The organism is Sphingobium trunci, assembly GCF_022664535.1.
Lineage (GTDB): Bacteria > Pseudomonadota > Alphaproteobacteria > Sphingomonadales > Sphingomonadaceae > Sphingobium.
Genome location: NZ_JAKUJY010000011.1, coordinates 22,996 through 41,297, shown reverse-complemented (window position 1 = coordinate 41,297; position 18,302 = coordinate 22,996). Strand labels below are relative to the sequence as shown.

The window sequence follows — 18,302 nt, the reverse complement described above, 5'->3', positions numbered from 1 at the left end:
TCCTACAAGGAAGGATTTTCCTTCCCCCCACCAATCATCTCGTGGATCTTGTCGGCCAGCGCGTCCAGCGCGAAGGGCTTGGTGATCATGCTCATGTTGGTGCCCAGAAATTCGGCGCGAATGGCGGCATTTTCGGCATAGCCGGTCACGAACAGGATGGGGAGCTGCGGCCGGTGTTCCCGCGCCACTTCCGCGAGCTGGCGCCCGTTCATCCCCGGCAGGCCGACATCGGACACCATCAGGTCGATCGGGCGGGGGCTTTTAAGGATCGGTATGGCTTCCGCCGCTTCGCTGGCCTCGACCGCCGCATAGCCCAGTTCCTGCAGAACCTCACCGACCAGCAGCCGGACCGAGGGATCGTCCTCGACGACCAGCACCGATTGCCCATGGCCTTCTATCAGCACGGATGGAGCCTCGGTCCGTCCGTCCGGAACCCCGTCACTCATGGGCAGCAATATCTCGACGCAGGTGCCTTGTCCGGGGCTGCTGTGAATGCGCACCTGTCCGCCGGACTGGCGGGCGAAGCCGTAGACCATCGACAGGCCCAGGCCCGTGCCCTGACCGATCGGCTTGGTGGTGAAGAAAGGTTCGAACACCTTTTCCAGCACATCCGCCGACATGCCGACGCCCGTGTCGGCGACGGATATCATCACGTAAAGGCCCGGCACCATGTCGGTCTTGCCGCCCGCCTGCGCCTCGTCGACGTCCGCGGTGCCGACCCTCACGGTCAACTTGCCGCCGTCGGGCATGGCGTCCCGTGCGTTGATCGCCAGGTTCAGGATCGCGCTTTCCAGTTGGTGCGCGTCCACCACGGCATGGGGGTCGCCACGACAGGGCATGATCTCCAGCCGGATATTCTCGTTGATCGTCCGCAGCAGCAGGTCTTCGAGTGAACGGGTCAGGGCATTGATATCCGTGGCCTTCGCATCGAGCGATTGCCGGCGGGAGAAAGCGAGCAGCCGCGCGGTCAGCGCCGCGGCGCGCTGGGCGGAGGTCGATGCCGCCTCGATGAAGCGATCCAGATCGTCCGTCCGGCCCGACGCGATCCGGCGCTTGATGATGTCGATGCCGCCAATGACACCCGTCAGCATATTGTTGAAGTCGTGGGCGATACCCCCCGTCAACTGACCGACAGCTTCCATCTTCTGGCTCTGCCGCAGCGCCGCTTCGGCGCTCGCCCGGCTTGCCATCTCCTGCTCCAGAGCCTCCGTCCGCTCCTTCACCTTCTGCTCGAGCGTCTGGTTGAGGCGCTGGGCGGTCTGGATCAGCCGCGCATTTTCGATGGCCGTTGCCGCCTGCGCCGCCAGCCCGACCGCCAGCCGCTCCGAACGCGCATCGAACATGCCCGGCTCGGCATGGCCGAAGAACAGGCCGCCAATGACTTCGCCACTGCGCGAGATGACGGGCACGGCCAGATAGCTGACGACGGGCAGATGTCCCTTGGGCATGCCATGATGCATGGAGTGCCTGCCATAGCGCGGATCTTCCCGCACATTGTCGGACCGGACCGGTCCCTCGCCAGCGAAGGTCGGACTGAAAAGCGCGGTCTTCCGCGGCATCGGGAAGTCCTTGAAGGCTTCGATCGGGGCACCCGACAGGCTGTAGAGCAGATAGCTTTCGTCGTCCTCGTCGATGCGATTGTAGAAGAAAGCGCCGATTTCCGCGGAAGTCAGCTCCCTGCCTGCGTCGACGACAGCCTGCACCAGCGCGTCGAGATCAAGCTCGGCCGCAACGCGTTGCCCGGTGCGGTTCAGGATTTCCAGCGCCATGCTCTCCTCGCGCAGCGCGGCTTCCGACGCGGCGAGCGCGGCCTGGCCAAGCTTGCGCTCGGAAATGTCGATGGTGGTGCCGATAAATCGCCGGGCTTCGCCATTCTCGAATACGGCGCCGCCGCGCGCGGCGATCCAGCGCTCGATCCCGTCCTCCAGGCCGATCGTGCGATATTCGATATCGAACAGGCCGCTGCCCAAGGGATCGAGCGCGGCGCTGACGGCGTCGGCCGCCATCTCGCGGTCATCGGGATGAAGCCCGGCGAGGAAGCTGTCTTCGTAACTCACCTCGGCATCGGGCGGCAGGCCGAACATGGCCTTGCAGCGATCGTCCCAGCTCAGAATGCCTGTGGTCAGATCCCAGTCCCAGGTGCCGATATTGGCCGCCGTCGTGGCCAGTCTCAACCGGCTTTCGCTCGCCGCCAGTTCATGGAGGCGATCGCGCATCTGGAATTGCTTGCGGCGTGCGCGAAGGGCGGAGGAAACGGCGCTGAGGAGCGATGCCACGCCCAGCGGCCGTTCCAGCACCACGATATTGCGCATCAGGTCGAGCAGCCGGTCCTGCACCGGCACGCCCGCCGGCATCCGCGTCGACCGCTGCGCCTTCAGCAGGATGAAGGGGATGTCCGACCAGCCCGGCTGGGCGTCCAGCGCCACACTGAGCGGGCACAGATCGCCGATCAGCGCTTCCTCGGTGATCAGGACGGCGCCGACGGGTTCGCCCAACGCATCCGCCACCGCCGCGACATTCGCGCAGATGGCGCTGTCATGACCGTGATTCGCAAGCAGATCGGCCACGCTGTTCGCATCGCGCCCGAACGGCGCGCAGATCAGAACGCGTTGCCCTTCGGCCTCACTTGCCATCGTTCCGGTCTTCCATCAGTGGCGAAGCCGCACCTGTATATTCCGGCGTTCCCGTCAATATCCCCCTGAACGCCCAAAGGGGATCGCCCACCCGCACGCCGTCCCGGTCCACGCGGAATTCGCGGATGGCATCCTCATGTTCGCCGCTGCGGTTCTTGAGGACGGAAATCGCCTTGCGGATGCGGCCTCCCGCCTCGAAAAAGCGCAGCAGCACGACAGTATCGGCGACATAGGACACGTCGAGATTGGCCGTCATGTTGCCCACCAGCCCGATCTGCGGATTGATCAGGAAGGTCAGGACCCCCTGGCGGCTGAGATAGGAGAGCAGCTCATGCATCTGGAGCAGGAGTTGCTGTTCCTGCGGCATGGCCGCCATATAGCCGTTGAGGCTGTCGATCACGAGCATGCGGACGCCGCGTTGTTCCACCTCATGGCGAACGCGGGCGGCAAATTCTCCGGGAGAGATTTCGGCGGGATCGATCTGCTGGATTTCCAGCAGGCCTTTTTCGACATGGTTGTCCAGCGGCAGGTTGAACGCCTGGGCGCGGGTCAGAAGGGTGTCGACCCGTTCGTCAAATTCGAAGATGGTGCAAGGCTCGCCCCGCTCGCAGGCGGCATGGAGATATTGCAGGGCCAGGGTGGTCTTGCCCGATCCGGAGGGGCCCGTGACCAGCATGTTGGTTCCGCGCAGCGGACCGCCCCCGAAAAGGGCGTCGAGCTGAGGAACGCCGCTGGGCACCGCCTCGCCACGGAACAGGCTTGGATGGTCGGCCGCGATCAGCCGGGGGAAGATGTCCACGCCGCCTTTGCGGATGTTGAGGTCGTGATAGCCCGCCGTGAAATCCACGCCGCGCAGTTTCTGGACCTGCATCCGCCGCCGGGCGGCACCGAAATCGAGCGTCAACCGTTCCAGGGTAATGACGCCGTGGCACAGGCTGTGCAGATGCGCGTCGCGGGCATCGGCGGTGCCGGTCATGTCGTCGATCAGGAGCACCGTCGTCTCCCGGCCTGAAAAAAACTGCTTCAGGGCCAGTACCTGCCTCCGGTAACGGAGCGGGTCCTGGGCCAGGAGGCGCATTTCGGACAGGCTGTCAAAGACGATGCGTGCCGGCTTCGTCCGCTCGACCTCGTTCTGAATCAGCCTGATGGTCTCGCCCAATTCCATCTCCCAGGGATGGATGATCGACTGGTCACGCCCGTCGCCAAGGATGGCGTCCACGGCTTCCAGTTCAAAGACCTGGAATCCCTCCAGCGTCCAGTCGTGCGAATGGGCAACGACACGCAACTCCTCGCGCGTTTCCGACAGGGTGATGTACAGAACAGCTTCCCCGCGCCGGACGCCTTCGCGCAGGAACTGGAGCGCCAGCGTCGTCTTGCCCGAACCCGGCGCACCCTCGACAAGATAGAGCCGATTGGCGGGCAGGCCGCCCTTGAGGATCCTGTCCAATCCGTCATTGCCGGTGGAGATGATCTTGAGCTCGTCCATGTCAGGCCCTCTTCATTGCCGCTGGACCTTAGCGGGCTGCGATCCGCAGCGATACAAGGAGAATTTTGCTTTGGATCAAGAAAATAGAAGCCGGATCGGCGCGTTACAGCCCTTCCGCCTCCACCCAATGCGCACCCGTTATTTCGCGGGCCAGGGCCCAGACCTGTCGCCGGATATCAGGCACCGCGACGATTTCCCAATGCGCGCCGCGCGTCATCGGGCCGACCACGAACAGCCGTTGCTGGGCCGACCCGTTGCGGGCGATCGCATGGCACTGGCGATCAACGTCGATGCCGATCGACAGCGGATCGGGACGAATGTCGCCGCGCTCCGTCAGTCTCTTCAGCAGCGGATCCCTGGCGCCGCGCAAATCGCCCAGAGGGCCGGTGCAGTTGATGACCCTGGCCACGGAGAGTTGCTCCGTCCGGCCTTCCCCGCGGCGGCGCAGATGGACGGTCAACCCCCGGCCGTCCGGATCGGCCTTCGTCACCTTGGCCGCATATATCCTCAACCGTTCTTCCGCCTGCATCGCGGCCAGCCGGTCGGCTACCTGCGGCGCGATCCGGTGGCGATGCACATCCCAATAGGGCCGCAGATGGCGCAGGAAGCGGCGCCGCTCCTCCGCGCTGGCGGCCCGCCACATATCCTGGGTGAAGGGGCGCAGCGCGTCCACGGCATTGCGCCAGCCCACGTCCTTGCTGCGGGTGCGGAGGGCGCGGACCAGCGCGGAAAGCGGGCCTTGCGGACGGTCGCCGCCGGGCGGACAGGCGGTTGCCGGACCATGGCTGTGCGGCGCGAGACCGCGCCGCGAGAGGGCGATGATGGGGCCGCGAAACCCGGCTCCATCCAGGCTGAGGGCGCAGTCCACGGCGGTGAGGCCGGTGCCCAGCAACAGAATCCGGTCATCGGCCTTCAAATCTTGCGCGATGTCGGCCGCCCAGGGATCGTTGATATAAGCAGGACCGCCAAGACCGGCGAAGGCGGGCAGGTCATGGGGCGGCAGGTTCCCCGGCGCAAGGGCGGCGACATCGCTGGTCACGATCGTCCCGGAGCGCAGCGCGATCCGCACGCCATCGTCGAGCGTCTGCAGATCTACAGCCTCGTCCGCCAGCACGGTCAACCGGTCCCTGGCCAGTGCGCGCACCTCATCCAGCATCGCGCACAGATAGGCGCCATAACCGCGCCGGGTCGCGAAGCTTCCCTCCTGTCCCAGCCGGGCGGACGCCAGCCAGTCGGCGAAATGGCGAGGCTGGTCGGGCAGGGCGCTCATATTGGCGGCCCGAACATTCAGGATATGTCCGGCCTGCGCCGCGCCATAGGCCAGGCCGCGCCCAAGCCGGTCGGCATGGCGTTCGACCATCGTCACCCTGAGCGCGCCATGGCGCAGCAGGTTGATCGCCAGCAGGGTGCCGCTGAATCCTCCGCCGATGATGGCGGCATGGTCAACCTTCAGCATGGATCAAGCATTTCCCATGGTCAGCCCCGGCTTGGATCAGGTCCCTATCTCTACAGTGGCAATAGATAAAGACCTGATCCCGCGCAACGGCTGTCGCGGCTGAAGCTCCACCCGTTGGGGGCTGCCCCTAGTCTATGGCGAGCATCACGACCGACTTCGCCGGCAGATCGACCTTCACCGTGCCGTTGACGACATTCCCGCGGAAGGGGCGCGGCACGACCGTGTCCGGTTTGTCGAACGAGTTGACGCTGTTGACCTTCGCGGCGGTGAGCATTTGCCCGGCGGCATTTCTGACGCGGACGCCGGGCAGTTTCAGCTCCATCGCGGCGGCGCGGTTCGGGTCGAGATTGACCAGCGAGATCCATAATTTGCCCGTCGTGTCGCGTGCCGCGACGGCATCCACCCGCGGCATGCGGATGTCGCCAAACTGATATTGGCCCGCATCGTAGGACAGGGGCACGAAGGTCGCATCCTGGAACGGCAGGTACATTTTATGGACATAATAAGTGGGGGTGAGGACCATCTTCTCCTTGTCGGTCAGGATCATCGCCTGCAGGACGTTGACCATCTGCGCGATATTGGCACCGCGCACCCGATCCGCATGGCGGGCGAAGATGTTGAAGTTGAGCGCCGCGACGATGGCATCGCGCAGGGAATTCTGCTGTTGCAGGAAGCCCTCCGGGCTGCCCGGCAGCTTGGCATACCAGGTGCCCCATTCGTCGATGATGAGCGGCACTTTCCTGTCGGGATCATATTTGTCCATGATCGCTGAGTGCATGGCGATCAGATCGTCCATGCGCAGCGTCGCCTTCGTGATCTCGGCATATTCCTTCTCACCGAAATTCACGCTGTCATAGGTGGCGGGGAATTTGATCACCGTATAGCTGTGCATCGAGAGGCCTTCGATGCTCCAGGTCCAGTCGCGTTCCTTCCACGCCTTCATCACTGCTTCGGTGTAGCGCGTGTCCTTGTCGTCCGGGCCGACGGCGATCCGGCGCATCGCCTGCGGATTGCCGTCACCCTGCTGCGCGGGATTATAGTTGCGGGTGAAACGGCCAAAGCGCTTCAGTTCATCGACATAGGTTTCAGGCCGCATGGACCCGCCACAGCCCCAGCTTTCATTGCCGATCCCCAGAAAACCGATCTTCCACGGTTCCTTCTGGCCATTGGCGGCTCGCTCCTGCCCGGCCGTGTTGCGGGTGTCGGCGGTCATATAGGCGACCCAGTCCGCCGCCTCCTGATAGGTGCCTGAACCCACATTCACCGATACATAGGCCTCGGCGCCGATCTGATTGGCGAAGTCGAAAAATTCATGGGTGCCGAAGGCATTGTCCTCGATCGACCCGCCCCAGTTCGCGTTGACCGTGACGCGCCGCTTCTTCGGATCGCCGATGCCGTCCCGCCAATGATATTCGTCGGCGAAACAGCCGCCCGGCCAGCGCACATTGGGCACCTTGATGGCCTTGAGCGCAGCAACCACGTCGCTGCGGATGCCCCGGACGTTGGGGATGGGGGAATCCTTTCCGACCCAGACACCGCCATAGATGCCGGTTCCCAGATGTTCCGCGAACTGGCCGAAGATGTGGCGATCGATGACAGGACCCTTTTTGCCGGTCTCCACCGTCACGGGGATCGTGCTGTCCTGCGCCGCCGCCGGACCCAGAGTTGCCGCCGCCATCAACGCGCCCAGAAATAGAGACCGAAATTTCATGATTTTTCCCTTTGTGATCCTGCCCTGTCCCGATGGGGTGGCATGCCCCTCATTGTCCGGCCGCTTCGTCCCAGCGGAAGACGGTTCCGTCCTTCCGGTCGGGCCGTGCGCCCGGCCAGTCCGCCGAATAGGGCTCCCCCGTCGATGGGTCCAAGCCGACATAGCGGTTGGTCCGGAGCGAGAGCAGCATGAACTGGTGTCGCAGCATGTCCTGCCACTGGAACAGGCTGTCCTTGCTTTCGGTCTTCATGATCCGCACGTCGGCGGGCAATCCTTCGCCCACCACGGTGAGGAAGCCGCCGCCGTCCATCGCCTCCAATGCGACCTGGCCCAGCCCCCGGTCATGCACACGGAACTGGATGCCCGCGCCCTGTTCCTGCTTCGAACCCCTGGCCGCAAAGTGCAGCATGCCATGGGGATTGGCCCACATCGCCAGATCATTGGCCAGGTTGCGCATGACCACCACCTTGCCCGCCGGGATGTTCTTCGACCGGTCGGCCAGCGGTTCGTCGAGGGTGAAGCGGTCGAAATCGGCATGGCCGCCCGCGCGGCCCTGCTCATTATAGGCGAACAGGGCGTAACGCACACCCTGGAAGGTCTTGAGCTGATAGGCGAGGCGCAGATCCCCGCCGATGGGCATGAAGGTCCGGCCATCGATGCTGTAGCTGAAGCGCGCGATCTCGTTGTCATAGTCGCCCGCGACGCGCAGATGCACCACCGGCCCTGGCAGCGGCTCCTCGACCGTGCGGTTGGCCAGTTCGTCGTAGAAGCGCAGGCGATAAGCGCCACCGTCCCGCACCACGCCCAGCCAATAATAAGGAATGTTGAGCAGGCCCAGGCCCGCGACATCGCCTGCCTGCAATCCCCTTGCGTCCAAGGTGGCGGTCGCGATCGACTCCGGTCCCACCACCCGCTGCGTCAGGCTGTTGCGCGCCAGCAGGAAGTGGGGCGCTGCCAGCGTATGCAGCCGCAACATGCCGTGCCGTTCGCCTAGCGACCATTTGCCCTCGACCGGGACATGGTTCCATTGCCATATCGGCTGCAGCTTCGGCCCGGCAAAATCATCGTCCCGCCGCCATGTCGGCTCGGGCTGTTGCGATACGCCCGTCGCAGGCTTGATCCAGGTTCGCGGGCTGCGGCCCAGATTGCCCTTCAGTCCGAAATAGGGCCAGCCATCGACCCATGTCACAGGCGAGAGGAAGGTGGTTCGGCCCATGGACTTGACGTCCATCATCGAAAATCCCCACCAGTCCCCGTTGGGCAGGCTCACCAGGCCCCCCTGGTGCAGCGGCACCGCGCCGAAATCATTGTCGCCCCATGGGCGGCTGACCTCGATCTTGTCGCCAGGCCTCGGCAGCGGCGATCCGATGCCGTTCCTGGGTGCCCACCAGCCGCGCTGCGTGCCCATCGTCTCGCGGGCGCTGATCATCCGCGTTTCATAGGGGCCATAGGGGCTGTCCGCCCGTGCGGCCTGCATCCGTCCGACCGGCGCGAAGTTGGCGCTGATGATATAATATCTGCCGTCTATCTTGTAGAAATGATGACCTTCCCCCATCGCATTGCCCTTGGGGATGATGACGCGGTCGCTCCCCTCGACATAGCCGCTCAAGTCCGGTTTGATTTCGATCAGGCGTACCTCGTCATAGCCGTGCACCGCGAAGATGCGCCCGTCATCGTCGAACAGCACGCCCAGGTCGTAGATCTTGCCGCCCAGATTGTGATGCGCCCATGGTCCCGCCGGGTGGGTCGCGGTGAAGACCTGAAGCCCGTAGCCGTTGATGTTGGAGAAGATGTAGAAGGTGCCGTTATGATAGCGGATGGCCGGCGCCCATATTCCCGCGCCATAGCTTTCCTTGCCGTCCTCCAGCCGGTATTCCGGTCCCATATCGATCCGGTCGAACGCATATCCCAGCAGTTTCCAGTTCACCAGATCGCGCGAATGCAGCACCGGCAGCCCCGGCATGACGTGCATGGTCGTGCCCGTCATGTAATAATCGTCACCAACGCGGATGATGTCGGGGTCTGAAAACTCGTCATAGAAGATCGGATTGGTGAAAGTGCCGTTGCCATTGTCCGCCGTCCAGCTCCTGCTGGCCGGGGAAGCGGCGACGGTATGGGTCGCAGGGGCGTGAGCCGGTTTTGCAGGCAAGGCTGCGGTCAGCACGACACCGGCCAGAACCGCCATAACCCATCTGCTGCCCACCCTTGTCCTCCCTTGCCCCTGCCGCGCGGATGAACGGCATCAACCGGTCACGACTCCGGCTATAGGGAATATACTCCGACAAAATCAATTCGAAGTGGAATTTGTGAAAGTTTTTTGTCTGACTTATCCAGCGGCGGATCGGCTTTCGCTGGAATATTTGTGACGCTCCTTCATCAACCGCGCGCGGGCCTGTTCGATCTCATGCACCTCGGTCACGGCCAGCATGGTGTCCATCACGCGGCTCAGATGATCGCGCATCACTGCCCGGGCGCCCTCCCCGTCCTTTCGCTTGAGCGCATCCAGGATGCGGCGGTGCTCCTCGATCACCGGTCCGATCTTCGCTTCGTGCGCCTTTTGCGCGAGCAGCTGATATTGCGGCGACCGCTCCCGCGCCTGCCAGAGCTGGTTCACCACGTCGATGATGACGCTGTTCCCCGTGGCTTCCGCTATGCCCAGGTGGAAATCCCTATCCGCAGCTTCGGCGGAATCGAAGTCGGTTCCGGCGTGCATGACCCGCAATATGGCCTCCAGATCGCGGATCTGGGCATCGGTGATCCGTGCGGCCGCCAGCGCGCAGGCTTCCCCTTCGATGGCGCGCCGCGCGTCGAGATGTTCGAACGGCCCTACATCCGTGGCGCTCCGCACGCCATTGCGCGGGACATGGGATACGACATAGACGCCCGCGCCCTTGCGCACCTCGACGAAGCCGTCAAGTTCCAGCGCGATGATCGCCTCGCGCACCGTGGGGCGTGACACCTCGAAGGATGTCGCCAGCTCGCGTTCGGAGGGAAGGCGTCCGCCGATCCTGTATTCACCGGAACTGATCCGGCCTGCGAGTGAGGCGGCAACCTTTTCATAAAGGCGGGTTCTGGGGTCGTCCATGGCGATGCAGCCTATCTTGCGAGAGGTACCACGACAATCCCGTCGATTGGTCTTACTTGACTGGCCTGACCAATTATGTCAGGGGAGCCATCATAATTTGACTGACAAATTCCAGTCGGACGGCGAGGCCAGTGTCAGTCACTGCTCTGACAAATCGAGGAGGGAGAAAGAGGATGCAACGTTCCACTCTGCGCAAGGCGCACATTATCGGCGCTGTGCTGCTCGCCGGTTGCGCTTGGCCCGCCCTGGCGCAGGATGCCCAGACAGTATCGCCACAGGCCGTACCGCCGCAGGCCGATCCGAGCGTCAACGATATCGTCGTCACCGGCTATCGCGCGTCGCTTCAGAATTCGACCAACGCCAAGCGCGATGCGGTGGGCTTCACTGACTCCATCTTCGCGCAGGACATCGGCAAGTTCCCGGACACCAACATTGCCGAGTCGTTCAATCGCATTCCGGGTATCACGATCAGCCGCGACGTGAACGGCGAGGGCGTCAATGTCGCCATCCGCGGCCTTGGGTCGAATTTCACCAATGTCACGCTGAACGGCGCGCCGATCGCCGTCTCGTCATCGGGCGCGACGGATGCCCAGGGCACTGACCGCTCGGTCGATCTCAGCTTCTTCCCGACCGATCTCTTCACCAAGCTGACAGTGAACAAGAGCTACACCGCCAATCTGCTGGAAGGGGGCGCGGCCGGCAATATCGACATGCGCTCGGCCCGTCCGTTCGACCATGCGGGCACGCGCTTCACCTACAATCTTCAGGGAACCAAGCAGAGCGGCGTCGACCGAATCGGCGCGCGCGGATCCGCGATTTTCAGCACGACCAACGACACGATGGGCATATTGGTCGGGGTTTCGGGCCAGCGCCTGTTCACCGACAATCGCGGTTATGAAACAATTGGTTATACCAATCCGGCCCTGACCGCGGCGCAGTGCGGCGCGACCTCCGGCTGCAACGCGACAGGCGGCGGCAACTGGACCATTCCCGCCACGGTCCCAGCCGGCGCGGGCGCGGGCACGGTCGCTGGCCAGACCATCGACCGCGCCTGGCTGCTCGCCCATAATCCGGGTGCGACCATCCAGCAGATCGACAATGGCATCCTTCCGCGCCTGGGCCGTTTTTCGGCGCAATATGGCCGCCGCGACCGCATCAACGCCATTGCCAGCGCCGAATGGCGCCCGACCGACGAGATGCATTTCTACATCGACGGTCTGTACGGCTACAAGAAGAACGATCTGACGCGTGAGAATATCGCGTGGATCGTACGCAACGGCCAGGTCATTCCCACCAACACCACCTATGACCGGGAAGATTGCTCGGCCGGATGCGTGGTCACCGGCGGCACCTATGCCAATTCCCAGTTCTTCCTGGAATATCGGCCGCTGACGGAAACCACCCGCCTGTTCAGCATCAATCCCGGCATGGACTGGGAATTGGGGGATAAGCTCAAACTCTCCCTCCAGGCCAATTATACCCGCAGCACCTTCCATCGCGAAGTGCCCACCGCCGGTCCCGTGACCGCGATGGGAACGGGTGTCACCGTCGATTACACCTATAATCCCAATGGCGCGCCGACGATCGCGTCGAGCGTCGATCTGAACGATCCCAACAATTTCGTGTGGAATGGCGGCCGCGTCAATATTTCGGACGAACGGCGCCTCAACAAGACCAAGGGCATTCGCGGTTCGCTGAACTGGGGCGACGAGAATCTGGGCATCCAGTTCGGCGGCAATTATGACGATGTCAGCCGCCGGATTCGCGGTTTCGACAACAGCCAGGCGTGGCAGAACGCCGTGTGCGGCGGCAATCCCAACGTCTTCCTGCCCAATCCCAACAGCCAGCCGATCTGCGTCGGCGACGCCTCTGTGACGGCGGGTTCGCCCGGCTATCCCAATTATCCGGGCTACGGTACCGGCTACACCGCTGGCCAGAGCGGTCCCATCACCTATGGCGGATCGCTGATCCCGGTGGGACAGTTGCCCAATTTCCTGATGCCGGGCCGTGCGGGCTTCGTCACCGTCGACTGGAACCGGTTCAAGCAGGCGTCCAACTATAATTATTTCCACGACAATGCGCCGGAGTCGGGCGGCTCCAACACCGGTGCCAGTGGCGGCCTGATCCGCGAAAAGTCCTGGGCCACCTATCTGATGGTGTCGGGCAAGCAGCAGATCGGCGACAATGACCTGCGCTTCAACGCGGGCGTTCGCTATGTGAGGACCGACCAGACGATCGAGGGGCGCGTGACCCTGCCTGATCCGCGCAATACGCCAGCCGGGGGTGGGACACTGCCTGACGGGTCGCGTTATCCCAGCGTCGTCAACATCGTCCAGACCTCGAACAGCTACGACAAATGGCTTCCGGCTGCGACCCTGGCCTATGATCTGGGAGGCAATGCGGTCGTCCGTGCCGCCTATTCCAAGACCATGACCAGGCCGGACCCGGCTGCGCAACTTCCCGGCGTCGGCTTCGGCGATCCATCAGCGGCTACCGCGACGATCGGCAATCCCGCGCTTAACCCCTATTTCTCCAACAATCTGGACTTCGGCGTGGAGCTTTACACGGGACGCGAGGGCCTGATTTCGGTCAATGCCTTCCGCAAGTCGCTGACGGGCTTCACCACCAACCAGATCACGACCCAGCCATTTTCCTATCTGGCGCAATATGGGATCACCTACGACTCGCTCAATCCGACGCAGCAGCAGGCGATCAACCTGCGCGGCGGCCCAAGCGTGGCGACCGTCCAGGTCCAGTCGCAGGTGAACGTTCCCAACAAGCTGACCGTCAACGGGCTTGAATTCCAGTGGGTCCAGCCGCTCGATTTCCTGACCGACCGTTTCGGCGTGCGAGGCTTCGGCTTCAACGCCAACGCGACCATCGTCGATCAGCGCAGCGACGGTCCGGCGGTGGCGTTCGGCGTCGCGCCCTTTACCTACAATGTCATCGGCTATTATGAGAATGGCGGCGTCAACCTGCGGGTATCCACCACCTTCCGCGAAGGTTCGCAGAGCAGCGGCCCCAACCAGAATGGTATCCCGGCGGCCGCCCTCTACACCGACGATTATCAGCAGTGGGATTTCTCCTCCAGCCTCGATCTCGAAAAGATCTTCGGCTGGAAGAATGCTCCCCAACTGACGCTGGACATTCAGAACTTCACCAATTCGAAACTGCGCAGCTACTTCCAGTTCGAAGGGGCGACCTTCACCGAGTATAAGCCCGGCATCCAGTATCTGGTCGGCTTGCGCGGAAGCTTCTGATAATTTGAAAATGGGGAGGGCGGTATGCGCCGCCTTCCCCTTCATCCGGGACGGTGGCGGCCAAGGTCCGTTCGGCTCCTTCCCAAATAATCGGGACTGTTTATGCTGTCACGTCGTACGCTTTTGTCCGGGTCTCTGGCCGCGGCGCTGGCCGCCAGTCCGCTGCGGGCGGCGGTGCGTTTCGACGCCAGGGCCGGAGGTTTCGAGCTGGCGGGGAAAGGGGGAAACATCCCCCTCTTCGTCGATGATGGCGACTTTCCCGGCGTGCTGCGGGCCGCGCGGGACCTGGCGGCGGATATCGGCCGGGTGACGGGTGCCGATGCGAAGCTGTCCGCCACGCCCGACCGTCCACGCATGGTGTTGATCGGCACGCTCGGCAAAAGCCCGGTCATCGACCGCCTGGCCCAAACCGGCGCCATAGATGTCGCGCCGATCCGCGGCAAATGGGAAAGCTACACGCTCCAGACCGTTCGCAACCCCATGCCCGGCGTCCGGGAAGCCCTGGTCATAGCGGGCAGCGACAAGCGGGGCACCATCTATGGCATCTACGATCTGTCGCAGAATATCGGGGTGTCGCCCTGGTATTGGTGGGCCGACGTGCCGGTGGTGAAGCGCCAGTCGCTGCGCCTGTCCTACGGCCGGTATTTTCAGGGCGAACCGGCGGTCAGATATCGCGGCATCTTCCTCAACAATGAAGCGCCGTGCCTGTCGGCGTGGACGGCGGAGAAGTTCGGCGGCATGAATTCGGCCTTCTACACGAAGGTCTTCGAACTGCTGCTGCGGCTGCGCGCCAACTATCTCTGGCCCGCCATGTGGAACAATGCCTTTAACGAGGATGATCCGAAGAACGGGCCGCTGGCGGACGAATATGGCATCGTCATGGGCACGTCCCACCATGAACCGATGAACCGCGCGCACCGGGAATGGACCTCGCGCCGGCCAGGCAATGGCGAATGGAACTATCTCACCAATCGCCCGGCGGTGCAGCAATTCTTCCGTGAAGGGGCGCGGCGCAGCAAGGACCGGGAATTGCTGGTGACAATGGGCATGCGCGGCGACGGTGACGTGGCTTTGCAGGGAACCGGCGGGATTCGATCCGACGTCGAACTGCTCGAAACCATCATCACCGACCAGCGCCGCATCCTGCAGGAAGAAACCGGCAAGCGGATCGAGGATATTCCGCAAGTGTGGGTCCTCTTCACGGAGGTGCAGAAATATTATGACGCGGGCCTCAAATTGCCCGAAGACGTCACGCTCATGTTTTCCGACGACAATGTCGGCTATATCCGCCGCCTGCCTACGCCGCAGGAACGGGCCACGCGCACCGGCGGTTTCGGCGTCTACCATCATATGGACATGAACGGCGGACCCTATAGCTACAAGTGGATCAACACCAACCCCTTCCCGAAAATCTGGGAGCAGATGAACCTGGCGCTCGAATATGGCGCCGACCGCATCTGGATCAGCAATATCGGCGACCTCAAGCCGCTGGAGCTGCCGATCGAATTCTTCCTTGCCATGGCATGGGACCCGAAGGCGGTTTCGAAGGACCGGATTGCCGAATGGACGCGGCTATGGGCGGAACGGGAGTTCGGCCCGGCCCATGCGGCGGAGATCGCGTCGCTCGTGTCCCGCTACGCCAAATATAATGCCTGGCGCAAACCGGAGCAGCTTCGCCCGGACACCTATAGCCTGGAAAATTTCCGCGAAGCCGAACGCATCGTCGCCCTTTGGCAGGCATTGCGCACCCGCGCCGAGGCCATCAACGAAGCATTGCCGGAAACCTGCCGCGCCGCTTATTATCAGCTTGTGCTCCATCCCATTCGCGGTTGCTGCAACCTCACGGAAATGCTGGTCGCCGCCGCGCGCAACAAGCGGTTCGCCCAGCAGGGGCGGGCCAGCACCAATGATGAAGCGGCCGAGGTGAAGCGGCTGTTCGCGCAGGCGCACCAGATCCGCGACACCTATAATCATGATCTGTCGGGCGGCAAATGGAACCACCTGATGGACCAGAGCTATATCGGCTATTTCGACTGGTATCAGCCCAATCAGGATATCGCCCCGCCGGTGTCGCAACTGGACCTGAAGGACGGCGCGTCGTTCGGCGTCGCGATAGAGGGCGCGACCCAGGCCTGGCCGGGCTATTATCAGCCGCCCATCCTTCCGCCGTTCGACAGCCTGCGCCGCCAGCGCAGTTGGGTCGAGGTCTTTCCGCGCGGCACGCGGCCGGTCGCCGCGCGGGTGTCGGCCAGCGACCCATGGATCGTGTTGACCGAAACCGCCGCCTTTTCCACTGGCAAGGGCGATCGGCGCTACTGGGTGGACATCGACTGGAGCAAGGTTCCCGAAGGCAGGTCCAGGGGATCGATCCGGATCAGCGACGGCACGGTCAACGTCAGCGACGGCGTGGTTTCGCCCAGCATAAGCGTGTCGGTAAATGTCGTGAAAGCGTCGGCGGCTCAGGCTCGCGCCGCGAAGGGACGCTGGGGCAGTCTGACAGGCGCCTTCTCCATCCCCGCCCACGGCTTCGAACGCAATGTCCCGGCAGGCGATGTGCGGTGGGATAGGATCCCCGATTATGGCCGGGTCGATGCGGCGATGTCGATCTTCCCGGTCGATGCGCCCTCCATCGCCGATCCGGCGAAGGCACCGCGCCTCGACTATCCGATTTTCGTCGGGGAAGCGGGTGATTGGACCTTCGACCTCGTCACCGCGCCGACGCTGAACGTCAATCCCGCGCATCGATTGTCGCTGGCGCTCTGGATCGACGATGAAAAGCCGCAGATCGTGACCGTCTTCACCCCGGAAAAGCGGGAATCGGAGGAGTTTCTCGGCGCGGCCCACGGCCAGGATTCCCGCACCGACATGCGGATCATGCGGTTCAGGCTGCCGATCGCGGAGCCGGGCAACCACAGCCTGCACGTCGCCATGGTCGATCCGACCATCGTCGTCGAAACCATCATCGCCTACCGGGACAAGCTGCCCGCCAGCTATTTCGGCCCGCCCGCCGTCAGGATCGGCGAAGCGTCGGCCTGAAGAGACATCACAGGGGTTAAAAGCCAATGACCATGGTATCGCCGCTTCGCCGCCCGAAAAATCGCCCTGGCAAGGGGCTGGGCTGGGCAGGCATGTTCGCGGTGGCGATGCTCGCACTGCTTGCCCCGGCCATGCCCGCATCGTCGCAGGAAGCGGCCAGGGTGTCGGCGGTGATCAACCTCGACAAGCCGGGAACGAAGATCGACCGTAACATCTATGGCCAGTTCGCCGAGCATCTGGGGCGCGGCATCTATGAGGGGATATGGGTCGGCCCCGGCAGCCGCATTCCCAATGTCAGGGGCTATCGCAAGGATGTGCTGGACGCTCTGCGGAAAATCCATGTGCCCGTCGTCCGCTGGCCTGGCGGATGCTTCAGCGAGGTCTATGACTGGCGCGACGGCATCGGGCCGCGATCCCGGCGCCCGGTACGCACCCGGATGAACTGGGACGATGTGACCGACAGCAACCAGTTCGGCACGCATGAATTTCTGGACTTCATGGAACTGCTGGGCGCGGACGCCTATGTGTCCGGCAATGTCGGATCGATGTCGCCGCGCGACATGCAGCTATGGCTTGAATATATGACGGCCGACAACGATTCCACGCTGGCGAAGGAACGGCGGAAGAATGGCCGGGCGAAGCCCTGGACGATCAAATATTTCGGCATCGGCAACGAAACCTGGGGCTGCGGCGGCAATATGCTTCCCGCTTATGCCGCCGACGTGAACGCTCGCTATTCCGCATTCGTGAAGGCGCCCGGATCAATGGGCATGATCCGGGTCGCGAGTGGCGCGAGCGTGCAGGGCGGCGGTGACTATGAGGCCTTTACCGAAGCGATGATGAAGCATCCCGGCGAGACCGAGGCTTTGAGCTTCCATTATTATGCCATGCCGATGGGGCGCCCGAAGAGCGAGGCGACCGGCTTTTCCGAAGCGGAATGGGCCGATGTACTGGACCTTGCGCGAAAGATGGACCCGCTCCTGTCGCAGGTCGAAGCGATCATGGACAAATATGATGCGGGACGGAAGATGGCGCTGTTCGTCGACGAATGGGGCGCCTGGTACAAGCTGGACCGCAATGCGGGGCCGGGAGAGCATCATTTCCAGCAGAACACGCTGCGCGACGCGATGGTCGCCGCCCTGACGCTGGACATCTTCCACCGGCACACCGATCGGGTGAAGATGGCGAATATCGCGCAGATGGTGAATGTCCTCCAGGCGATGATCCTGACCCAGGGCGACAGGATGGTCCTGACCCCTACCTATCATGTGTTCGATCTCTACCAGCCGTTCATGGATGCCACACCCTATCCGGCGCTCGTCGCGACGCCCGATTATGTCAACGGCGCGATCCGCATGCCGATGATCGACATGTCGGCGGCACGCGGCAAGGACGGCGGGCTCTATGTTGCGATCGTGAATACCGATCCCGGCAAGCCCGCCCGGGTGGACACCAACCTCACCGGCCGCGCGTCGGGCCAGATCCTGACGGCTCCGGCGATGGACACCGCCAACACTATGGCTGCGCCTGAAGCGGTCCGTCCCCAACCCTTCAGCGGCCGTCAGGAAGGCGGACGCCTGGTTTTCGACATGCCGTCCAAGTCGATCGCCGTCGTCAGGATAGATTAGGTCGTCG

The 18,302-nt window shown here is 63.3% G+C and carries 9 protein-coding genes; 3 read left to right on the top strand and 6 right to left on the bottom strand.

All coding sequences use genetic code 11. The annotated features are described in order from the left end of the window. Window positions 1-2 precede the first annotated feature (2 nt). From MJ601_RS11645 to MJ601_RS11620, 6 genes are all read right to left on the bottom strand, one after another. A complete protein-coding gene (locus MJ601_RS11645; protein WP_242126546.1) occupies window positions 3-2,633 on the bottom strand; it encodes an ATP-binding protein in 2,631 nt (876 codons plus the stop codon). Continuing rightward, a complete protein-coding gene (locus MJ601_RS11640) occupies window positions 2,623-4,119 on the bottom strand; it encodes an ATPase domain-containing protein (RefSeq protein WP_242126544.1) in 1,497 nt (498 codons plus the stop codon). The genes MJ601_RS11645 and MJ601_RS11640 overlap by 11 nt, the downstream gene beginning before the upstream one ends. A gap of 103 nt (window positions 4,120-4,222) precedes the next feature. After that, window positions 4,223-5,575: an FAD/NAD(P)-binding protein gene (locus MJ601_RS11635; protein WP_242126542.1), complete on the bottom strand. Its 1,353-nt coding sequence runs from the start codon at window positions 5,573-5,575 to the stop codon at window positions 4,223-4,225. A 127-nt stretch (window positions 5,576-5,702) separates the two neighbouring features. Then, a complete protein-coding gene (locus tag MJ601_RS11630; protein WP_242126540.1) occupies window positions 5,703-7,286 on the bottom strand; it encodes an alpha-N-arabinofuranosidase in 1,584 nt (527 codons plus the stop codon). A gap of 49 nt (window positions 7,287-7,335) precedes the next feature. Next, window positions 7,336-9,471, bottom strand: coding sequence for a glycoside hydrolase family 43 protein (locus MJ601_RS11625; protein WP_242126538.1), 2,136 nt, complete (start codon window positions 9,469-9,471; stop codon window positions 7,336-7,338). Between the two features lie 141 nt (window positions 9,472-9,612). Further along, window positions 9,613-10,371: a FadR/GntR family transcriptional regulator gene (locus tag MJ601_RS11620; protein ID WP_242126536.1), complete on the bottom strand. Its 759-nt coding sequence runs from the start codon at window positions 10,369-10,371 to the stop codon at window positions 9,613-9,615. A gap of 173 nt (window positions 10,372-10,544) precedes the next feature. Here MJ601_RS11620 and MJ601_RS11615 point away from each other — a divergent pair, with 173 nt between their 5' ends. From MJ601_RS11615 to MJ601_RS11605, 3 genes are all read left to right on the top strand, one after another. Then, window positions 10,545-13,631, top strand: coding sequence for a TonB-dependent receptor (locus MJ601_RS11615; protein ID WP_242126534.1), 3,087 nt, complete (start codon window positions 10,545-10,547; stop codon window positions 13,629-13,631). 102 nt (window positions 13,632-13,733) lie between these two features. Continuing rightward, window positions 13,734-16,667 (top strand): glycosyl hydrolase 115 family protein, encoded by a 2,934-nt coding sequence (locus MJ601_RS11610; RefSeq protein WP_242126532.1) that lies wholly within the window; start codon window positions 13,734-13,736, stop codon window positions 16,665-16,667. 26 nt (window positions 16,668-16,693) lie between these two features. Then, window positions 16,694-18,295 carry an alpha-N-arabinofuranosidase gene (locus tag MJ601_RS11605; RefSeq protein ID WP_242126530.1) on the top strand — a complete coding sequence of 534 codons (1,602 nt, stop codon included), beginning with the start codon at window positions 16,694-16,696 and terminating at the stop codon, window positions 18,293-18,295. Window positions 18,296-18,302 lie beyond the last annotated feature (7 nt).

What these genes read in the sequence shown, in the direction of transcription:
- MJ601_RS11615 (WP_242126534.1), top strand. Translation starts at nt 10,545, where the DNA reads ATGCAACGTTCCACTCTGCGCAAGGCGCACATTATCGGCGCTGTGCTG.
- MJ601_RS11630 (WP_242126540.1), bottom strand. Translation starts at nt 7,286, where the DNA reads ATGAAATTTCGGTCTCTATTTCTGGGCGCGTTGATGGCGGCGGCAACT.
- MJ601_RS11610 (WP_242126532.1), top strand. Translation starts at nt 13,734, where the DNA reads ATGCTGTCACGTCGTACGCTTTTGTCCGGGTCTCTGGCCGCGGCGCTG.
- MJ601_RS11635 (WP_242126542.1), bottom strand. Translation starts at nt 5,575, where the DNA reads ATGCTGAAGGTTGACCATGCCGCCATCATCGGCGGAGGATTCAGCGGC.
- MJ601_RS11640 (WP_242126544.1), bottom strand. Translation starts at nt 4,119, where the DNA reads ATGGACGAGCTCAAGATCATCTCCACCGGCAATGACGGATTGGACAGG.
- MJ601_RS11645 (WP_242126546.1), bottom strand. Translation starts at nt 2,633, where the DNA reads ATGGCAAGTGAGGCCGAAGGGCAACGCGTTCTGATCTGCGCGCCGTTC.
- MJ601_RS11605 (WP_242126530.1), top strand. Translation starts at nt 16,694, where the DNA reads ATGACCATGGTATCGCCGCTTCGCCGCCCGAAAAATCGCCCTGGCAAG.
- MJ601_RS11620 (WP_242126536.1), bottom strand. Translation starts at nt 10,371, where the DNA reads ATGGACGACCCCAGAACCCGCCTTTATGAAAAGGTTGCCGCCTCACTC.
- MJ601_RS11625 (WP_242126538.1), bottom strand. Translation starts at nt 9,471, where the DNA reads ATGGCGGTTCTGGCCGGTGTCGTGCTGACCGCAGCCTTGCCTGCAAAA.